The sequence below is a fragment of the Streptomyces humicola genome, assembly GCF_024436035.1.
Taxonomy (GTDB): Bacteria; Actinomycetota; Actinomycetes; order Streptomycetales; family Streptomycetaceae; genus Streptantibioticus_B; species Streptantibioticus_B humicola.
On the sequence record NZ_JANFNG010000013.1, the window covers coordinates 1 to 18,078 of the forward strand.

18 protein-coding genes are annotated in these 18,078 nt (G+C 70.7%); 11 read left to right on the forward strand and 7 right to left on the reverse strand.

The window, feature by feature from the left end; all coding sequences use genetic code 11:
- Window positions 1–159: 159 nt before the first annotated feature.
- Window positions 160–888, forward strand: coding sequence for an MgtC/SapB family protein (locus NGB36_RS17630; RefSeq protein ID WP_255921266.1), 729 nt, complete (start codon window positions 160–162; stop codon window positions 886–888).
- Window positions 889–933: 45 nt separating this feature from the next.
- On the opposite strand, the gene NGB36_RS17635 is transcribed toward NGB36_RS17630, so the two are convergent.
- Window positions 934–1,341 (reverse strand): ArsR/SmtB family transcription factor, encoded by a 408-nt coding sequence (locus NGB36_RS17635; RefSeq protein ID WP_255921267.1) that lies wholly within the window; start codon window positions 1,339–1,341, stop codon window positions 934–936.
- A 111-nt stretch (window positions 1,342–1,452) separates the two neighbouring features.
- On the opposite strand from NGB36_RS17635, the gene NGB36_RS17640 reads away from it, so the two are divergent.
- On the forward strand, window positions 1,453–3,432 hold the full coding sequence (locus NGB36_RS17640; RefSeq protein WP_255921268.1) for a heavy metal translocating P-type ATPase: 1,980 nt from the start codon (window positions 1,453–1,455) through the stop codon (window positions 3,430–3,432).
- The gene (locus NGB36_RS17645; RefSeq protein ID WP_255921269.1) at window positions 3,429–3,842 is read left to right on the forward strand and encodes a (2Fe-2S) ferredoxin domain-containing protein; all 414 of its coding nucleotides are present in this window, start codon (window positions 3,429–3,431) and stop codon (window positions 3,840–3,842) included. Before NGB36_RS17640 ends, NGB36_RS17645 begins: the two co-directional genes overlap by 4 nt.
- Here NGB36_RS17645 and NGB36_RS17650 read toward each other — a convergent pair.
- On the reverse strand, window positions 3,832–4,761 hold the full coding sequence (locus tag NGB36_RS17650; protein ID WP_255921270.1) for a hypothetical protein: 930 nt from the start codon (window positions 4,759–4,761) through the stop codon (window positions 3,832–3,834). The genes NGB36_RS17645 and NGB36_RS17650 overlap by 11 nt on opposite strands.
- A gap of 300 nt (window positions 4,762–5,061) precedes the next feature.
- Here NGB36_RS17650 and NGB36_RS17655 point away from each other — a divergent pair, with 300 nt between their 5' ends.
- The 4 genes from NGB36_RS17655 to NGB36_RS17670 all read left to right on the forward strand — a co-directional run bounded on the left by NGB36_RS17655 (window position 5,062) and on the right by NGB36_RS17670 (window position 9,024).
- Window positions 5,062–6,201, forward strand: coding sequence for an alpha/beta hydrolase (locus NGB36_RS17655; RefSeq protein WP_255921271.1), 1,140 nt, complete (start codon window positions 5,062–5,064; stop codon window positions 6,199–6,201).
- Between the two features lie 324 nt (window positions 6,202–6,525).
- Window positions 6,526–7,173: a DedA family protein gene (locus NGB36_RS17660; RefSeq protein WP_255921272.1), complete on the forward strand. Its 648-nt coding sequence runs from the start codon at window positions 6,526–6,528 to the stop codon at window positions 7,171–7,173.
- Between the two features lie 1,117 nt (window positions 7,174–8,290).
- Window positions 8,291–8,695, forward strand: a complete 405-nt coding sequence (locus NGB36_RS17665; RefSeq protein WP_255921273.1) for a hypothetical protein — start codon at window positions 8,291–8,293, stop codon at window positions 8,693–8,695.
- A complete protein-coding gene (locus NGB36_RS17670) occupies window positions 8,692–9,024 on the forward strand; it encodes a DUF4387 domain-containing protein (RefSeq protein ID WP_255921274.1) in 333 nt (110 codons plus the stop codon). The genes NGB36_RS17665 and NGB36_RS17670 overlap by 4 nt, the downstream gene beginning before the upstream one ends.
- Before the next feature lie 7 nt (window positions 9,025–9,031).
- Here the strand turns inward: NGB36_RS17670 and NGB36_RS17675 are convergent, their stop codons facing one another.
- Entirely contained in the window at window positions 9,032–10,159 is a 1,128-nt protein-coding gene (locus tag NGB36_RS17675) for a VIT1/CCC1 transporter family protein (protein ID WP_255921275.1), read from the reverse strand.
- 284 nt (window positions 10,160–10,443) lie between these two features.
- Between NGB36_RS17675 and NGB36_RS17680 the strand changes: the two genes are divergently transcribed.
- Together NGB36_RS17680 and NGB36_RS17685 are read left to right on the forward strand one after the other, a co-directional pair.
- Window positions 10,444–10,647 (forward strand): cold-shock protein, encoded by a 204-nt coding sequence (locus NGB36_RS17680; RefSeq protein WP_255921276.1) that lies wholly within the window; start codon window positions 10,444–10,446, stop codon window positions 10,645–10,647.
- A 206-nt stretch (window positions 10,648–10,853) separates the two neighbouring features.
- Window positions 10,854–12,692 (forward strand): AMP-dependent synthetase/ligase, encoded by a 1,839-nt coding sequence (locus NGB36_RS17685; RefSeq protein ID WP_255921277.1) that lies wholly within the window; start codon window positions 10,854–10,856, stop codon window positions 12,690–12,692.
- A gap of 6 nt (window positions 12,693–12,698) precedes the next feature.
- On the opposite strand, the gene NGB36_RS17690 is transcribed toward NGB36_RS17685, so the two are convergent.
- Window positions 12,699–13,364: a protein-L-isoaspartate(D-aspartate) O-methyltransferase gene (locus NGB36_RS17690; RefSeq protein WP_255921278.1), complete on the reverse strand. Its 666-nt coding sequence runs from the start codon at window positions 13,362–13,364 to the stop codon at window positions 12,699–12,701.
- Between the two features lie 47 nt (window positions 13,365–13,411).
- Window positions 13,412–13,615 (reverse strand): hypothetical protein, encoded by a 204-nt coding sequence (locus tag NGB36_RS17695; RefSeq protein WP_255921279.1) that lies wholly within the window; start codon window positions 13,613–13,615, stop codon window positions 13,412–13,414.
- 225 nt (window positions 13,616–13,840) lie between these two features.
- On the opposite strand from NGB36_RS17695, the gene NGB36_RS17700 reads away from it, so the two are divergent.
- Together NGB36_RS17700 and NGB36_RS17705 are read left to right on the forward strand one after the other, a co-directional pair.
- The gene (locus tag NGB36_RS17700; protein ID WP_255921280.1) at window positions 13,841–14,947 is read left to right on the forward strand and encodes a baeRF2 domain-containing protein; all 1,107 of its coding nucleotides are present in this window, start codon (window positions 13,841–13,843) and stop codon (window positions 14,945–14,947) included.
- Between the two features lie 167 nt (window positions 14,948–15,114).
- Complete coding sequence (locus NGB36_RS17705; protein ID WP_255921281.1) at window positions 15,115–15,678, forward strand: RICIN domain-containing protein; 564 nt, start codon at window positions 15,115–15,117, stop codon at window positions 15,676–15,678.
- Window positions 15,679–15,718: 40 nt separating this feature from the next.
- Here the strand turns inward: NGB36_RS17705 and NGB36_RS17710 are convergent, their stop codons facing one another.
- Both NGB36_RS17710 and NGB36_RS17715 read right to left on the reverse strand, forming a co-directional pair.
- Entirely contained in the window at window positions 15,719–17,227 is a 1,509-nt protein-coding gene (locus tag NGB36_RS17710) for an NADH-ubiquinone oxidoreductase-F iron-sulfur binding region domain-containing protein (RefSeq protein WP_255921282.1), read from the reverse strand.
- Window positions 17,224–18,045 (reverse strand): ferric reductase-like transmembrane domain-containing protein, encoded by an 822-nt coding sequence (locus NGB36_RS17715; RefSeq protein ID WP_255921283.1) that lies wholly within the window; start codon window positions 18,043–18,045, stop codon window positions 17,224–17,226. The genes NGB36_RS17710 and NGB36_RS17715 overlap by 4 nt, the downstream gene beginning before the upstream one ends.
- Between the last annotated feature and the right edge of the window lie 33 nt (window positions 18,046–18,078).

An 18,078-nucleotide genomic window follows, 5' to 3' on the forward strand; every position in this document is an offset into this window, starting at 1 on the left:
CCACCATCCTCGTAGTCATCAAAATCGCCCAAGTCGCCCTCAACCACTGAACACCTGACGGTCTGATTCACCCTCCGGCCGACCGATGTGCGGCGGAGGTCGGCCCCTCTATGCCCGATCCCGCTATCCCGATATGCCTGGCGATGAAAGAGGTGCCCCGTGCACGCCCTGACCACCGTTGACTTCCTCGTCCGGCTCGCCACCGGCGTGGCCTGCGGCGCGCTGATCGGCGTCGAACGGCAATGGCGTGCCCGGATGGCCGGCCTGCGCACCAACGCCCTCGTGGCGACCGGTGCCACGCTGTTCGTGCTGTACAGCGTCGCCGTCGACGACACCGGCAGCGCGACCAGGGTCGCCTCCTACGTCGTCTCTGGCGTCGGCTTCCTCGGCGGCGGAGTGATCCTGCGCAACGGCGGCGGCGTGCGCGGCCTCAACACGGCGGCCACCTTGTGGTGTTCGGCCGCCGTCGGTGTGCTGGCCGCCTCCGGCAAGCTCGCCTTCGCCGTCCTCGGCACCCTCACGATCCTCGCCGTCCACCTGCTGCTGCGACCGGCCGGGCGCCTGCTCGACCGGGCCCCCGCCGCCGGGTCCGACCCCGACGCCCCCGTACGCGCAACCTTGTACCTGGTCTGCGAACGCCGTGAGGAGACGCACATCCGAGCCCTGCTCCTGCAGTCCCTCGCCGTCTCCGGGCTCACCCCCACCGGACTGCGCGCCCACCGCAAGGACGAGGAAACCTCCAGCATCCAAGCCGCCGTTGAAATCAACGGCGACGTCGCCCCTGCCCTGGAGCAGGTCATCTCACGGCTCTCCCTGGAACCGGGCGTCCAGGAACTGCACTGGCATCTCGACGAGGAGGACGCCGAACGCGAGCCGGTCCTGGCCTGATCCGCCACCGTCACCGGTCAAGTACGGCGGAGCCCCGCTCCGTGGTCAGTGCGCCGGTGCGGTGACCTCGTCACGCTCTGCGGTGGTCGCCGGAACATCGGCGTCGCTCAACCCGAGCCGCAGATGTTCGACGTGGTAGAGGGCCTGGTCGAGGAGTTCGGCGACGTGGTTGTCGTACAGGGCATAGATCACGGAGCGGCCCCGGCGGGTACCGGTGACCAGGCCGAGATTGCGCAGCAGGCGTAGCTGGTGGGAGCAGGAGGACTGCTCCATGCCGACCTCGGCGGCGAGTTCGGTGGCCGGCAGCGGGCCTTCGCGCAGCCGGGCGAGGATCAGCAGCCGGGACGGCGTGGCCAGCGCCTGAAGTGTCGTGGCCACCCTGGCGGCATCGGCCGCGTCCAGGGGGGTGCGTGGGACGGCGTTCTCGGCGGCAGCAGCGACTCCATGGCCCATGGCTCCATGCTACCGGTCGGACATGAATCCATGAAGGAGTGTTCATGCGTTCCTGTATGGTGGAGGGGCTGGAGTAGTTCCGCCCCTCCGTACCCAAGGACCACCGCAGCGATGTCTTCCACCCTCACCCGTCCGGCGTTGCCCGCCGATGCCGTCCGTGACGTGGTGGCGCCGAGGCGCCGCACCCGGATCCTCGCCCTCCCCGAGGCGCGCTGGGCGGCAGCGTCGCTGGTGCTGTTCCTGATCGCGTTGCCGCTGTATCTGCTGGACGCCCCGGCGTGGGCATGGGGGCCGCTGTTCGCGCTGGTCTATGCGACCGGCGGCTGGGAGCCGGGCTGGGCGGGCCTGCAGGCGCTCAAGGACAAGACCCTCGACGTGGACCTGCTGATGGTCGTCGCGGCGCTCGGCGCGGCGGCGATCGGGCAGGTGCTGGACGGAGCCCTGCTGATCGTCATCTTCGCCACCTCTGGCGCCCTGGAGGCGATCGCCACGGCGCGGACCGCGGACTCGGTGCGCGGTCTGCTCGACCTGGCGCCCGCCACCGCGACCCGCCTGCTGGACGACGGGACCGAGGAGACGGTGGCGACCGGGCAGCTCGGCGTCGGCGACACCATTCTGGTGCGGCCCGGGGAGCGGGTCGGCGCCGACGGACGGGTGCTGGACGGGGCGAGCGAGCTCGACCAGGCCACCATCACGGGGGAACCGCTGCCGGTGGCCAAACACGCCGGGGACGAGGTGTTCGCCGGCACCCTGAACGGCACCGGCGCACTACGGGTGAAGGTCGAGCGCGACCCGTCCGACTCGGTGATCGCACGGATCGTGGCCATGGTCGAGGAAGCCTCCGAGACCAAGGCACCGACCCAGCTGTTCATCGAGAGGGTCGAGCAGCGGTACTCGATGGGCATGGTCGCTGCCACGGTGGCGTTGTTCGTGCTGCCACTGGCCTTCGGCGCAGCCCTACAGTCGACTCTGCTGCGGGCGATGACGTTCATGATCGTCGCATCCCCGTGCGCGGTGGTGCTGGCGACCATGCCCCCGCTGCTGTCCGCGATCGCCAACGCTGGGCGCCATGGCGTGCTGGTCAAGTCGGCCGTGGTCATGGAACGGCTCGGTCAGGTCGACCAGGTGGCTCTGGACAAGACCGGCACCCTGACCGAGGGCACTCCCAAGGTGACCGACGTACGACCGCTGGCCGACTCGGGTCTGGCCGAGGACGATCTGCTGGCGCTGGCCGCGGCGGCCGAGCACCCCAGTGAGCACCCGCTGGCCCGCGCCGTCGTGGACGCCGCCCATGCCCGAGGCCTGCAGATCCCGCTGGTGGAGGATTTCCACTCCGCCCCCGGCACCGGTGTCACCGCGACCGTGGGCGGCCGCGCGGTCGCGGTCGGCAGCCCCGCCCGGCTGTTGAGCGGCCGCGACGACCACCCGGCCGTCGCGCTCGCCGCGCAGCTGGAGCAGGACGGCCGCACCGCCATGGTGGTCGAGGTGGACGACACCCCCGTCGGGGTACTCGGCATCGCCGACCGGCTGCGAGACGAGGCCGCTGACACCGTCAGCGCGCTCTCCAGCCTCACCGGTACCGGCCCGGTCCTGGTTACCGGGGACAACCCGCGCGCCGCAGCCCGACTCGCGGACGAGGTCGGCATCACGGATGTGCGGGCCGGTCTGCTGCCGCAGGACAAGGTCCATGCCGTGCACGAGCTGGAGCAGGCGGGCCGCAAGGTGCTCGTGGTCGGAGACGGCGTCAACGACGCCCCCGCGCTCGCAGCCGCCCACACGGGCATCGCCATGGGCCGGGCCGGATCTGACCTCGCGTTGGAGACTGCCGATGCCGTCGTGGTGCGCGACGAACTCGCCACCATCCCCACGGTCGTGGCGCTCTCCCGCCGGGCCCGCAGGCTGGTCGTCCAGAACCTGATCATCGCCTCGGTGTTCATCACCGGGCTGGTCATCTGGGACCTGGCCGGAACCCTCCCGCTGCCGCTCGGTGTCGCGGGCCATGAGGGCTCCACCGTCATCGTCGGCCTCAACGGCCTGCGCCTGCTGGCCGATGCCGCCTGGCGCCGTGCTCGCACCGGCCAGGCGTCGTGAACCGCCGCCACCGCAAGGCCGCTCCCACCGGCTCGGGGCCGGCCCGCTGCACCGTCACCGTCACCGTCTGCCGGGGGTGCTGCTGCGGCACACCCAAGATCCCCGGACTCGACCACGCCGCCCAGCTCGCCGGCCTGCGCCAAGCCATCGCAGACGAGGCCCGGTTGAGGGTCGCCGACTGCCTCGACGCCTGCGAGCACGCCAACGTCATCGCCGTCCAGCCATCGGCGGAAGGCCGTAAGGCCGGAGGGCGCCCGGTCTGGCTCGGTCTGGTCAACGATGCGGAAGCCGCCCGCGACATCACGGCATGGGTCCAGGCCGGCGGCCCCGGCATCGCCGACCCGCCCGACATCCTCGACCTCTACGCCTTCAGCCCTTCCCGCCGTATCCGGCAGACCCTCAGGGACTGAACAGGCCCGCTCCCACCACGTCGGCAACCGATGCCGGGGATGTGACAGGCCGTTCGAAGCCCTGGAGCACTCCACCCAGCACAAAGCACAACGCCCCGGCGAGAGTGCCCCAGTTCGCCGCGGTCACATCGACCATGACCCCATTCGCCGGGCGGGTGTAGGCCGCAAAAGCCGACACGAGGAACAGGACGGACCCGAGCTGGTTGGCCGCGACGACCCACCAGCCCAGGTCCTGCACCCGGATGCCGAGTCGGCCGTGGCACACCTCGACCAGCGCGAGGTGCCCGGAGACCAGGAACAGTACGCAACCGATCATGTCGGGGCCCCAGACCAGCTCGTTCGTCCGCTGCGCCGAGAGGCCATGGAAAAACGAGTCCACCAGGTTGACCCCGAAGACGAGGGTGCCGGTGAAGAGCAGGAAGGTGCTGAGCCAGTCGATGCGTCTCGGCTCGTAGCTCCACCACCGCCAGCGAGGCGTGACCAGCTCATGGGGTCCGTTCTCCGGACGGGGGGAATTGATCACCTGGAGCAGGGAGGCATAGCCGCCGGTGTTGAAGAACAGCCCGCCCACGAAGTAGATGACAGCGCACGTGCTCGCGTCGCCCGACCCGAACTCGGCCACCGCGGCACCGAGTACGAAGAGGGCTCCACCGATCGCAAACGCCCAGGACGCGATCGCGTTGAGCCTGCGCAGACGGCTCCGTGCCGCGAGGTCCGCGTGGCGGGGGACACCTTGCGGATTCTCCGCCGAGCTGACCATGACCGCACCGCGCTTGCGCGCGAGGCGGGACTCCCACACCGCCGTTCCGCCCTCGTCGAGCGGTCGAGTGATACGTGTGGTGAACGGCCCTGCGCCTTCGGTCCGCTCTTCGGCCCGCTCTTCGGTTCGCTCGTCAGTTTGCTCGTCAGTTCCGGCCATCAGCTGAGCCTAACGTCGTGGCGCCAGAGCCTCGCAGGTGGTGCGAGGCTCATGAATTTTCCGAATTGCGGTGTTATCAACCCATGTGGCGGAATGCCGGGCCAGGCGCGAAGCGGTTCCACGATCCGTGTTGCAATTTGCCGATCACCAGGCCGCGACTTCGTTACAGTTCATCCGCCTTCCTGCTCGGGGGCGCCTCGCGTGCCCAAGCGCCCCTCCCGGCCACCTACATTTGAGAGCCGTGACCACACAGCGGGCGCCCATGAAGTGCCGAGCCGATCGAGAGCAGGAGAGCAGCGGGTGAGTCTGACCGGAACGCCGTTCTTCGTCGTGCTGATCGCCGTCACGGTGGTGGTGATCGCCGGCACTCTCGTGTTCTGGTCGATAGTCCCCGGGCCGAGGCTGATGCGCGGGCTGGCCCGGCTGGTCATGATCCTGCTGTGCCAGCTGACCGCGATCGCCGTCGTCGCGACATGGATCAACACCAGCTATGGCCTGTACTCCTCGTGGAGCGACCTGTTCGGCACCAACACCAACCCCGACAGCGCCGCCATGCCGGGCCCGCCGCCGACCCGCGCCCAGTTCACACACGCCCAAGGCGGCACGCCGGCGGGCGGGTTGCTCGACACCTACTTTCACGGCCCGCACTCCCAGCTGTCAGGACAGGTCATCGTCTGGACCCCACCCCAGTACGACGAGCCCGGGTACGCCACCGCGCGCTTTCCCGTGCTGATGCTGCTGCACGGCGTGCCGGGATCCCCGCAGTCCTGGCTTGAACACGGAGGCATGCCGGACGACTTCAAGAACCTCGTCGCCCAGAACCACGCGCACCCGTTCATCCTCGTCATGCCCGTCGTCAACCCGGGCAGCGTCGACACCGACTGCAGCGACGTGCCCAACCGCAAGGTCGCCACCTGGCTCGCCGCCGACGTACCCGAGCTGATCAGCCAGAAGTTCCGGACCATCACCGGCCCCAGGGGCTGGGGCGTGATGGGCTTCTCCACCGGCGGATACTGTGCCGCCAAGCTTCCGTTGCAGTATCCCCACGTCTTCGGCGCCGGAGCCGCGCTCGACCCCGATCCGCTGACCGGGGACCCGGACGTCATCAGCGACCCGCAGCTGCGCCGGCGCAACAGCCCTACCTGGCTTGTGCAGCACACCAAGGCCGACGTCGATCTCTTCCTCGCCACCTCCCGGCAGGACCCGGACAGCCCGCCCCGCTACCTCGCGCAGTTCGCTCAGGCCGCCGCCGCCTCGGGCAGTGGGGTGCGTGTGCAGACAACGGTGCTGCCGACCGGCGGCCACAACTACAACACGTGGACGAGCCTGTATCCGGCCGCGTTCGGCTGGCTCAGCGATTGGCTCGACACACCGCAGCATCCGGCGACCATGCTTGCCGGCGCGCGGAACGCCGGACAAAGCTGGCCTGCCCAGCGCTAGGACGCAATCGAGTCCCTCCTCACTTTCCCGTATCAGGCGAAGGGTAGCCATACTTCGGGCAACGCCGTTGCCCGCCGGCCGAGCGCCCCGGCAGCCGGCACCGCATGCCGCCGATCGGCATGCAGTGCGAAAGAAACGTGAACGTGGCAGACTCCGAAGGGAGTCATGCTTCTACAGCCCTGTAAAAGCATGGTGCGGCCGGCGGCGATGTGGCAGGGCGGCCCGCCTCGTCGGCAGCAGGTCGGGCAAGCTACATCCAGTGACACCTGTCGCGCCACGTCCTGAACCGAGCCCCGACCGGTCCCGTCTCTTGAAAGTGAAACCGTGCAGAACTTCATCGCCAGCTATGGCTACCTCGCAGTGTTCCTGTTGATGCTGGCGGAGTCGGCGTGCATCCCGATCCCGTCCGAACTGATCATGCTGTTTGGCGGTGCGCTCGCCGCCGGGGCGGTGGCCGGTACCCACCTGAACCTGGTCCTGGTCATCGTGGCCGGGGTGGCCGGAAACCTGGTCGGCAGCTATCTGGCGTGGGCCGTGGGCCGCTACGGCGGGCAGGCTGCGCTGCATCGGTGGGGCCGTCGGCTGAGGCTGCGGGAGCACGACCTGGACAAGGCCAACGCCTGGTTCAACAAGTACGGGCCCGCGGCAGTGGGCCTCGGACGCGTACTGCCGGTGATCCGCACGTTCATTTCCCTGCCCGCCGGAATCGCGGCCATGAGTCCGGTGCGCTTCGGGATCTACACCACCATCGGCTGCATCCCCTGGACCGCCCTGCTCGCATGGGCCGGTTACGCGGTCGGCCGCAACTGGCAGACCATCGCCGACGACTTCCACGGCCCCACCTATGTCATCGCAGGCATCGTCGCCGTCGCGGCAGTCGTCGGTGTCATCGTCTACATCCGACGTCACAAGGCCGAGGACGACGCGCCGCCGGCGGACCGCAGCCGTCGTCACGCGGCGAAGTCCCGCTGACACCGGCGGACCGGCGGAGAGGCGGCCGCCTTCGTGGGGCGGCCGGAACCGCAGGGCTTAGCTTCTGGACGTCTCGGCGACGATCCCGACGCGGTCCGGCGCCTGCTCGCCACCGACCTGCACTACCCTCCGGTCGGCGGCACCGATGCCCTGCGTGACCTGACCTGATCGCCGCCTGGCACGGCGCCGCACCGGGCAATGCCCTGGTCACTGCGGGCGCCGCCGAAGCCAACGCCATCACCGTCTCCAGCCTCGTGGGCCCGGGCGATCACGTCGTCGCCATGGAGCCCGGCTACCACTGCGCCGCGTCGCAGCCTCCGCGCCGGCCTCCGGCCAAAGAGGGCACGAAACGTCAAGTTCATCAACTCGCCGTTCATCGACGTGCGTTGTTATTGAAGTATTGACCGCCCGGTGTCAACTCGGTACGGTCTCGGGCGACACCACGCTTCGTGGTGGCACAGTTCGCGCTGGTGAACCGCGCCTGTTCGGCACCTCTGGAAGCTCAGCGCCACAGCGCCGCACCACCCCCTTGCGGCGTTGCGGGGCCGGTCCGGCCTGCCCGAAGAAACACCTCGGACACCGGACGTCCCCAGCTCGCCCCCGTCGTCACCCCCTGATGGAAGGGCACCACGTTGCTGCGAACACCTGGCACCAGACACCTGACCTCCCGTCACCGCCCCGGGCTTGTGGCCGCTGCCGCCACGGCGCTGCTGTTCGGCGGTGCGCTGGCCGCCCCTGCCGGCGCTTCGGCCGCGTGAACGGTTCGACGGAGGGCGTGACCATCGTCGGCGGTCACGAGTACGCGGAGACGGTCACCGACCCCGCACCGAGCAGCGGTTGGGTGGCCAGGGCGCGTCCACCGGTGGAGCAACAACTTCGGCAGCGACAGCGGCGGTTGTGTGACCCACCACACCAGCGCCGGCAACCAAGGCTGACCCGGGTGTCGTTGCCCCGGTGAGGTTCCGCCGCTGCTCCGTGACCACGCCCCGGAGCAGCGGCGGCCATGGCGCCGGAGGGCGCCGGGAAGCGCCGCAGGAGGAACGTCGTGCCGCGCCCTCCTGCCGGGCACTGCCCGCCGCCGTGCTGCCGCATGCCTCGGGCAGTCCGAGTCAGTCCGATGCGGGGACGTACTGCCTTCCGCTTGGCCGACGGGTGGACGTTCCCCGATGTCCCGGCGGAGTCCTACGAACTGATCATCCGGGTCTATGGCGCCGACGGCTGCATGGGACCGCTGGAGCCGGAGCCGAAGGCGCTCGGCCATGAGATCGGCGTCGTGATCGAAGCCGTGGCGGACAGCCAACACCTCGCGGATACCGTCTGCAGCTTCGCCCGCTCGACGATGCTGCACTACGGATACCCGGGACGGCTGTCCACCGCGGGCAACCTGGCCTTCCCTCACTCCCCGTCCGACCTGCACGGCGGGGCGGTCTACCGGTGGAGCATCCATCACCTGATGTCGGTGGACGATCCGTGCGCGCTCTTCCCCGTCGAGTACACCGACTACCCGGGAGAGCGCCCGTGACCGTGACCGTGACCGTTCCGATCACCGAACTGACCGACGTCATCCGCAGCAAGAACGCCGGTCCCTTCGAGCTGACCCTGGACGTCGTCTTCACCGAACATGCCCAGTACGAGCTGGTGAAGCGGGAATCGCTGCTGACCCGTGGGCGTGTGGCCGAGCTGTACGGCGTGCCGCCCGACGACGTCGCGGAACCGGTCTTCTACGACCCCGCCAGGGCGGTGAAGATCACCATGCGCCGCCCGCTCGTCTCCGGTGACGTCGGCGACACCGACGTCTACGGTGCGCAGCAGCACGCGCCGCTGCTGTCGCTGCGGCTGCCCAGGGCGTAGCCCGCGGTCAGACGGCGCCGGTGCCGATCGCGTGCCCGATCGCAAAGACGACGAGGGCGGCGAGCCCGCCGATGAGAAGCTGGCGCGCTCCGGAGCGCAGCAACGCCCGGCCGTTGAGCAGCCCGAGGGTGGCGCCCACGGTGAACAGGGCGGCGCCCGCCAGCATGATCGCGGCGATCAGCGCGGGCGCACCGGAACCGAACAGGAAGGGGACGATGACGACGACCGCGCCGAGCGCGAAGGCGATGAGGCTGGATGCGGCCGCGGACCACGGCGAACCCAGCTCCTCGGGATCGAGCCCTAGCTCCTCGCGGGCCATGGTCTCCAGGGCCGTGTCGTGGTCCTTCATGATCGTCATGGCGACCCGCTCGGCCTCCTCGGCATCCAGGCCCTTGGCCCGGTGGATGAGCGCCAGCTCCTCGGCCTCGGCTTCCGGGTCGTCGCGGAGCTCGTCGGCCTCGAGGGCGATCTCACGTTCGTAGGCTTCCCGCTGGCTGCGCATGGAGATGTACTCGCCGGCCGCCATCGAGAACGCGCCCGCCAGCAGTCCGGCGACCCCTGCGAACACGATGGTCGTGGCGGCGGCGCCGGATCCGGCGAACCCCATGACCAGGGAGGTGTTGGAGACCAGGCCGTCGTTGACGCCGAAGACGGCCGCTCGCAGGGCGCCGGAGCGGTCGCTGCGGTGCCAGCGCTCACGTCGCGCGATCCCGCGGGCGCCCTCCGCCGCAGCGGCCGGCGACTCCTCGCGCAGCCGGGTGAGTACGCGGGCGTGCGACCGCTCGTCGGCGGCCATCCCCGGCGCGGCGTGAGGGTCGGCGTCGTACGAGCCGGCGTCGGCGTGCTCGGCGCGCTCGACCATCGGCAACACGGCGTCGACCGAGAACCGATGGGCCAGCCAGGACAGCAGCCGGGTGCGCATCCCCGGTGATCCGGGCTCCGGCACCCGCTCGCCGAGGGCTGTGAGCTTCTGAGCCCAGTGCGCGGCGTGCCGTTCCTCGACGGCGGCCAGCTCCAGGAAGATCTGCCGGCGCTCGCCGGTGGCTCCCGCGGCCAGACCACGGTAGAGGGCCGCACTCTGCCGCTCCGAGTCCAGGGCGGCGCGGAAGTGTGCGGCGTGGTTGTCAGTGTGCATGGTGCCGATCTCCATAGGTTGGACAATGTCCAAATATACTCCGTATCCGGCCTCGGAATAGGTCGAGCTCATGTCAACTCGACGGTTCACCTCTCCGGACGTTAGTTGTGGCGGCCCGGTACCGCTCGGTGTAGCGTCGTGATCAGTAGTCGTGGTTCCGAAGTACCGTTCGCCCGTGACACGCGTCGCGGGCGTTCCTGCTTTCCAGCGCCTCTCCGGACCAGGGCGACCACCTCCGTCCTCCGCACGGTGCGGGGAACGGTACCCCTACGAAGGGAACAGGCATGGCCAGCGGAACCGTGAAGTGGTTTAACGCAGAAAAGGGCTTCGGCTTCATCGAGCAGGACGGCGGCGGCCCCGATGTGTTCGCGCACTACTCGAACATCGACGCCGCGGGCTTCCGCTCCCTCGAGGAGGGGCAGAAGGTGACGTTCGACGTCGTCCAGGGCCAGAAGGGCCCGCAGGCGGAGAGGATCCGCCCCGCGTAGTCACACTCCAGGCAGACGGAGGCCGGACCTGCATCACGCGGGTCCGGCCTTGTGCGTTCCCCGTCGGCCGTCGGCCACTGATGAAGAGTTGAGCTTCGGCTGCGGACGAAGGGGAGCTTTCGTGCAGATCGTTACGGCGTTGGCGCGGCGTCCGGGAGAGGGGATAGCTTGCGGCCCGCCCTGTCCCGTGTCCCATAGGAACTCTCGTGCGTGAGATCACCGAGCCGGTGCTGGTGACAACACCTCAGGTCGGCGGACTTGCCGACACGCTCTTCGAGAACGCCGTGAAGCGGCCGGACACGGTGCAGTTCGGACGCAAACTCGACGGCCGGTGGGCAGACGTGACGACGGCCGAGTTCCGCGATCAGGTGATGGCCCTGGCCAGAGGGCTGCTTGCGCAGGGCGTCCGTTTCGGGGACCGGGTGGCCATCATGTCGCGCACCCGGTACGAGTGGACGCTCTTCGACTTCGCGCTGTGGACCATCGGCGCCCAGCCGGTCCCGGTGTACCCGACCTCGTCGAGCGAGCAACTGGGCTGGATCCTGCAGGAGACGGCGGCGGTCGGGTGCGTGCTCGAACACGACGGGCATGCCATGACGCTCGGTTCGGTTGTCGATGGACTCCCCGAGCTGGCGCGGGTGTGGCAGCTCGACGCCGGGGCCGTCGAGCAGCTGACCGCGGACGGCGAGCGGATCGGCGAGGAGGTCGTGCACCGTCACCGGCTGGCGGTCACCCCGGACGCCGTGGCCACGGTGATCTACACCTCCGGCACCACGGGGCGCCCGCGGGGCTGCGTGCTCACCCATTCCAACTTCATGGCCGAGTGCGACAACCTCATCGCGCGCTGGCGCCCGATCTTCGAGCCCGGAGGCGGCGAACAGCCGTCCACCCTGCTCTTTCTGCCGCTCGCCCACGTCTTCGGCCGCATGGTCGAGGTCGCCGCGATCCGCGCCGGCGGCCGGCTGGGACATCAGCCCGACATGTCGGCGGAGGCGCTGCTGCCGGACTTCGCTGCCTTCCGCCCGACCTTCGTCCTCGCCGTCCCCTACGTCTTCGAGAAGATCTTCAAGGCTGCGCGGCGCAAGGCCCAACAAGCCGGAAACCTGACGGTGTTCGACCAGGCGGCGGAGGTGGCCGTGCGCTTCGCCGAGGCGTGCGAGCGGCGGGCATTCGGCACCGGCCCCGGGCCCACCGCCGCGCTGCGGGTACAACACCGGTTCTTCGACGCGCTCGTCTACCGCAAGGTCCGCCAGGCGATGGGCGGCAAGGTGCAGAACGCGGTGAGCGGAGGTTCGACGATGGGCCGCCGGGTCGGGCTCTTCTTCGACGGCGCAGGAGTGACGATCTACGAGGGCTACGGCCTGACGGAGTCCACCGCGGCGGCCACCGCCAATCCGCCCGGCCGGGTCCGCTTCGGCACCGTGGGCCGTCCCGTCCCCGGCACCACGGTGCACCTTACCGACGACGGCGAGATCATCCTGCGCGGCGGGACGGTCTTCTCCGGCTACCTGGGCGACGCCGAGGGCACGGCGGAGGCCCTGCAGGACGGCTGGCTCCGCACCGGGGACCTCGGCGTCCTCGACGACGACGGGTACCTCACCATCACCGGACGCAAGAAGGAGATCATCGTCACTGCCAGCGGAAAGAACCTGCTCCCCGCGATCCTGGAGCAGCGGGTGCAGGATCACCCCCTGATCGAGCAGTGCCTGGTGGTGGGGAACGACCGGCCCTATGTGGCTGCTCTGGTGACCTTGGACCCGGATGCCACGGCGCACTGGCTTGCGATGCGCGGAAAGCCGCCACTCGGCCCCCAGGATCTGGTGCGCGACGCCGCGCTGCACGCGGAGGTGCGCAGAGCGGTGAGCGCGGCCAACACCCTGGTGTCCAAGGCCGAGTCGATCCGCACCTTCCGCATCGTGCCGACTCCGTTCACCGAGGAGCGCGGCCTGGTCACTCCCTCGCGCAAGCTCAGGCGCCGCGCGATCGAGGACGCCTACGCCAAGGAGATCGAGGCGCTGTACGGCGGCGATGGCGACGGCTGGTGAGCCGTGCTACGTCCCCGAGCGGTCGGCGGGATAGCCGTACTCCCCGTACAGACGGACGAAGCAGGCCGATGTGATGGTCCTGCGGTGGACCAGGCCATGGGCTCCCCGCTCGTACAGCTCGACCTCCTCCTCACCGCCGGGCCCGATCGGCTGGACGAGGCGCCCGCCGGTCCGCAGCTGGTCCACCAGCGGTGGTGGCACCCGGGGGAAGGCGGCGGAGACGACGACGGCGTCGTACGGGGCGCGGGCAGCCATGCCGTGGGTCCCGTCGCCGACGACGATCTCGACGTTCCCGATGCACTGCTCGGCCAGCCCGCGTCGCGCCTGCTCGGCCATGTCGGACCACCGCTCGACGCTGACGACGTGTGCCGCGAGGCGGGCGAGCAGCGCCGTCTGGAAGCCGAAGCCGGTACCGACCTCCAGGACCCGTTCCCGCCCGGTCAGGCCGACAGCCGCGATCATCATGGCGCTCAGGGACGGCTGCGTCGTCACCTGGCCGTGGGTGATCGGGATCGGCGTGTCCCGGTACGCGGCGGCGCGGTGGGCAGCGGGCACGAAGACCGCGCGCGGGGTGGAACGGATGGCCTCCAGAACGGGCTCGTCCGTCACTCCCGCAGCCCGCACCGCCCGGACCAGATCCTCCGGAGAGGACGCGCCAGAGGAGCCACTCACCCGAACCGCCCTCCCGGTCTCCACGACCCGCCGCGACAGCGGCGACACTACCGGTCGTCGCGGCTGTGCGCCGTCCCGCCGTCGGGCGGCACCGGCCGGCCGGCGGCGGTGTCACCGGAGGCGAGCGCCTGGCCGGCCGCCGCGGTGCTCACCGTCATGGCCGTGACAACTGCCGTGGTCAGCCTGCGGATGCGGTTCATGGTTCCCCCAAGTGCGTGTTCGTTGACGAGATCGACGACGTCATCGGTCAACCTGCCGAGCGCTGCCTGTCCCGTCGTCGGGGATGCCCCTGACGAGTCCCTCCGTCCGCCCCTGAGAGGACGTCAGGGGGTCCGATGCCGGTCGCTGGGACCTGGCCGGCGTCGACGTGTGGCGGTGTCCATGGGCCGTCCGGCCCTGCAACGTGGGCGCAGCGGCCCCCGCGCGGCTTGACCCGCACGGGTCACCGTGGAAGCAGCGAGCCGCAAGGAGTCACCGTGAAGCTGAGCTTTCTGGAGCCGCTGTACGCCGCGCCGGGCCCGTACGCCTGCGTGTACGTCGACACCTCCCGTGACATCGACGATCCCGACAAGGCGATCGAGGTGCGGTGGCGGCATATGGGCGAGGACCTGATCGCGCAGGGCGCGGACGAGGCCACGGTGGCGGCCCTCGCCGCTGCCGTGGGCGATGACTGCGAGGTGTCCGGGCGGCACGGTCAGGCGATCTTCGCCAGCCATGGGCGCGTCGTGCTGGAGGAGGAGCTGCCGCAGCCGCCGGTACGCGACAGCGCCCGGTTCGCCGTGCTGCCCGACGCGATGCCGCTGGCTGTCCAGCACGCGCCGGACATCCCGTACGCCGCGGTCGTGGTGCACCGCGCCGACCAGCGGGGCGCCGGCGGCGAGGACCCGGAGCTCGAGGTCGACTTCCAGGCCGGGAGGTGGCCGGTCAGCTCCGTCGCGCCGGGTCCGTGCCACCACCGGCGCAGCCTGGCGGAGGACTGGCCGCACGGTGCGGACGAGGTCGCGGGGGAGTTGCAGTGCCTGGTGGACCGCAGCGGTGCCGAGGTGATCGTGCTGTGCGGGGACGCGTGGGCGCGCGGTGTCCTCGCCCACCATCTGCCTCGGCGGCTCAGCAGCCGGGTCGTGGCGGTCGCGGGTGACGGCCATGGCGGCGGCGAGGGCCGGGCGCTGCTGGAGGACGGGCTGAACGACTGGCTGCACGGAGCGATGAGCGTACGGGACCAGGCCCGGGTGGAGACGTTCGTGGCGCAGCGGGCCCGGCGCGAGCGTGCCGTCGAGGGCATGCCGGCTGTCGTCGCGACGCTGCAACGCGGCCAGGCGTGCACGCTGTTGCTCAACACGCCGGTGCGGTTCCCCTGTCCCCTGTGGGCCGGGCCGGAACCGACGCATATCGCACTGTCCGCCGCCGACCTGGACTCGTTCGGCGTCCGTGAGTTCCAGACGGTGCCCGCCGGCACCGCCTTGATCCGCGCACTGGTCGGCACCGCCGCCGAGTTGGTGGCCCTGCCGCGCACTGGCCTCCGGCTGGAGGACGGAATGGGAGCACTGCTGCGCTACACGGACGTGCGCGGACCGCAGCAGTAGCGATCACGCCGCTCACGCGGCGCAGCCGCGGCCGTGCGCGTCATGCGGATCTGCGGGCATGCCCCCGCACCCCTCTGTCGCTCTCGGTCGTCGATCGCATACGGTGCGTGGCGTGGGGAGGTGGAGGCATATGCCTTCGCAGTCAACTGCCCAGCCAGGAGGGGAACATGACGGTTTGTCGTAGGAAGCGCAACCGGGTGGCCGCGGCCGTGGCGGCGGTGGCCGTCGCGGCGCTCGCGCTGATGGCGCCCGCGGCCCGGGCGCAGACTCCGATCGAGCAGGACGTGCTGCTGCGGCACGTCAAGACCAACGCCACCATGGTCCCGTGGTGGGGCGGAACCGCCAACGACACGGTGGTGCGCGTCTGGCCGTATCGCTACACGGGCGATGTGTGGAACTTCCGCTACGCCGGCACGTACACCGACCCGTACGGGCGCATGTGGCCGATGTATCAGATCGTCAACGTCAAGAGCGACCGCTGCCTGCAGCCGAAGGACCGCGCGGTCCAAGCGGACGCCCTGCTCGTGCTGTACGACTGCAGCACCAGCAGTCAGGCCCAGCAGTGGATCCTGCCGGAATCCTCGGACTTCGGCTCCTTCCAGATCGCGCCCGTCAAACGGACCAGCCTCGGCATCACGCTGCAGAACCGCTCCTGGAACGGCTCGAGCCTCCAACTCGCCTACCGCAACCCTGACAACCCCGACTTCAACTGGCAGACGGACGTTCCGTGATCGGGTGAGGCGATGGCGAGGCCATCGTGATGCTGCCACGTCAGCTGTTCTCCAGACGAAGCGCGAGCGCGGGGCAGCGGGCGAGGGCCCGGCGGGCTCGCGGACGGAGGTACTCCGGTAGCGGGGCGTCGCTGAGGACCGGGTAGCCATCGCGGTCCAGCCGTATCGCCTCGGGCAGCAGGTCGGCGCAGAGCCCGTGCCCCGCGCAGAGCGTCCAGTCGACCGCCAGCCGTTCGCCACCGGTCGGGCCCGCCTCGTCCGGCAGCGGCAGCACCCCGGCGACCGGCCGCCCGCAGCCGTTGCCCAGCACATGGGCGGCCAAGTCGTCGGTGAAGGTGTTGACCGACGACAGGACGAAACGGGCCGAGCCGTCGGGGTGTTTGCACGCGCCACGCCCGCGTACCGAACCGGCGTACTGGCGCAGGGTGTCCAGTGCAGCGCGGCCACCGCCGCCCAGGACGTCGGCCAGTGCTCCGGCGAGGGCGGGCAGCCCCAGACGGCACGGCCCGCACTGGCCGGCGGTCTCGGCCGCAAGCCACTGGGCAACGCGGAGGGTCTCACCCAGCGGGCACACGTCCCACGACAGCGGCAGCACCGCGCCCGCCCCGAGGGTGGCGCGGTGCGCCGCCATGCTCGCGCGGGAGACGGCGGCCATCGAGGCGGAATCGGGGTCGAGCCAGGTGCCGTGGTAGCCGCCGACCAGCACACCCTGGCCGGTGCCGCTGCCGCAACGCTCCAGGATGTGGGCGAGCGGTACGCCGGTCGGGGTTTCCAGCACGGTGCGCCGCGGCACGCAGCCGCCGAGAGTGAGCAGGACGGTACCCGGCTCCTCGCGCGTGCCCGTCGAGGCGTATGTCCCGGCGCCCATCCGTGCGGCCACTGCCAGTTGGGCGAACGTCTCGGCGTTGGAGACCAGCGTGGGCAGGCCCGACAGGCCGCGTTCGGCGGACCGCACCCGACGTCCCGGCGGGAGCGCCGGACCGCCGCCGGCCGCCCGCAGCAGCGCCGTGGCCTCACCGGAGACGAAACGCTCCGGCATCCTGAACACGCGGGCCCGCAAGCGCCGTCCGCGCCGCTCCGACAGCCCGCGCTCGGCCATCGCCCGGCGCACCGACTCCTCCAGCGGCGCCCGGGTGACGCCGACCACCAGCTGCTCCGCACCCAGCGCCTCCGCGGCCAGCAGCGCGCCATCCAGTACCAGATGCGGGGCGCGGGCCAGCAGGACGGTGTCCTTGCGGCAGGCGGGTTCACCCTCACAGCCGTTGACCACGACCGCGGCGGTGGACCGGCGCGCCCGGGACGACGTCGCGACGGCGCGCAGTTTGCGTGCGAACGGGAAGCCGGCGCCTCCCCGACCGCACAGGCCGATCTCCTCGGCCAGCGCGGTGAGGTGGGAGAGGCCGAGGTCGGGCAGGGGCCCGTGCACGGACAGATGCGTCGTCCAGTCGAGCCGGTACGCCACGCCCATTCCGGCCGTCAGACGGGCGAGTCCAAGGGTGCGCACATCCGGCAGGTCGCTCGCGAGGCTTCTCACCGGCAGGTTGTTCATCGACGGTCCTCAATTCCCGGCTGGCCGCCGTATCCCGGCCGACCCGTGTATTCGGGCCGTAGGGGCTGCGGAGGCGGATCGGATGAATGGGCCGGCATCGGTTGCGCGAGGGTGCGGACGTGACGCCTGCGCCGTCCTCGCGCGCGCCGCCGGCCAGTCGGCGAGATGGCCGAGGACGGCCGCCGCACCGAGGGTGCCAACTTCCGCCGCGCGGGGGAGCGCAGTCGTATCACCACGGCGACGCTCACGGCGATCAGGCAGGCCACGTACGACGCGGTGACCCACCACGCCGCCGGCCGTCCCGCCTTGAGCCCGTGCACGAGCGCCGCCAGCCAGGACACGTACGAGGACGCGTGCAGCATGCGCCAGCGCACCGGATGGCCGCGGGCGGCGAACGCCCGGCGCGCCACCCCCGATCCCACGGCGAGCACCAGCAGGTAGCCGGCGACGACGCCGAGCGCGATCAGCACCCCGCGTGCCGTGAAGCCGACCGGCACGAACGCCTCGATGAGCGAGGCATGCTGCTCGGAGACCTTGATGGCGACGTGGAGTACAAGGAAGCCGAGCGAGATCACGGCCAGACCGCGGTGGACGCCCTGCGCCCACAGCCGGCTCGTCGGGCCGAGGACGGCCGTGTCCGTGCTGATGACTCCCCACAGCACCGCTCCGGTGAGGGACACCAGCGAGATGACACCGGCGAAGTAGTCGAGGAATGCGCGCACTCCGGCGCCGGCGCTCAGCACCAGCCCCAGCCCCACGGCGCAGACGACCGCGATGAGTGCCGTGCCCAGCCACGTTTTGGCAGACGGCTTGGTCATAGCTCGTCCCATCCCGCTCCGGCCTCCCACGCT

Bases quoted from the DNA above. Each gene is read 5' to 3' on its own strand.
- NGB36_RS17640 (WP_255921268.1), top strand. From the start codon at position 1,453: ATGTCTTCCACCCTCACCCGTCCGGCGTTGCCCGCCGATGCCGTCCGT.
- NGB36_RS17635 (WP_255921267.1), bottom strand. From the start codon at position 1,341: ATGGGCCATGGAGTCGCTGCTGCCGCCGAGAACGCCGTCCCACGCACC.
- NGB36_RS17705 (WP_255921281.1), top strand. From the start codon at position 15,115: ATGACGGTTTGTCGTAGGAAGCGCAACCGGGTGGCCGCGGCCGTGGCG.
- NGB36_RS17680 (WP_255921276.1), top strand. From the start codon at position 10,444: ATGGCCAGCGGAACCGTGAAGTGGTTTAACGCAGAAAAGGGCTTCGGC.
- NGB36_RS17675 (WP_255921275.1), bottom strand. From the start codon at position 10,159: ATGCACACTGACAACCACGCCGCACACTTCCGCGCCGCCCTGGACTCG.
- NGB36_RS17710 (WP_255921282.1), bottom strand. From the start codon at position 17,227: ATGAACAACCTGCCGGTGAGAAGCCTCGCGAGCGACCTGCCGGATGTG.
- NGB36_RS17665 (WP_255921273.1), top strand. From the start codon at position 8,291: ATGCGGGGACGTACTGCCTTCCGCTTGGCCGACGGGTGGACGTTCCCC.
- NGB36_RS17650 (WP_255921270.1), bottom strand. From the start codon at position 4,761: ATGGCCGGAACTGACGAGCAAACTGACGAGCGAACCGAAGAGCGGGCC.
- NGB36_RS17715 (WP_255921283.1), bottom strand. From the start codon at position 18,045: ATGACCAAGCCGTCTGCCAAAACGTGGCTGGGCACGGCACTCATCGCG.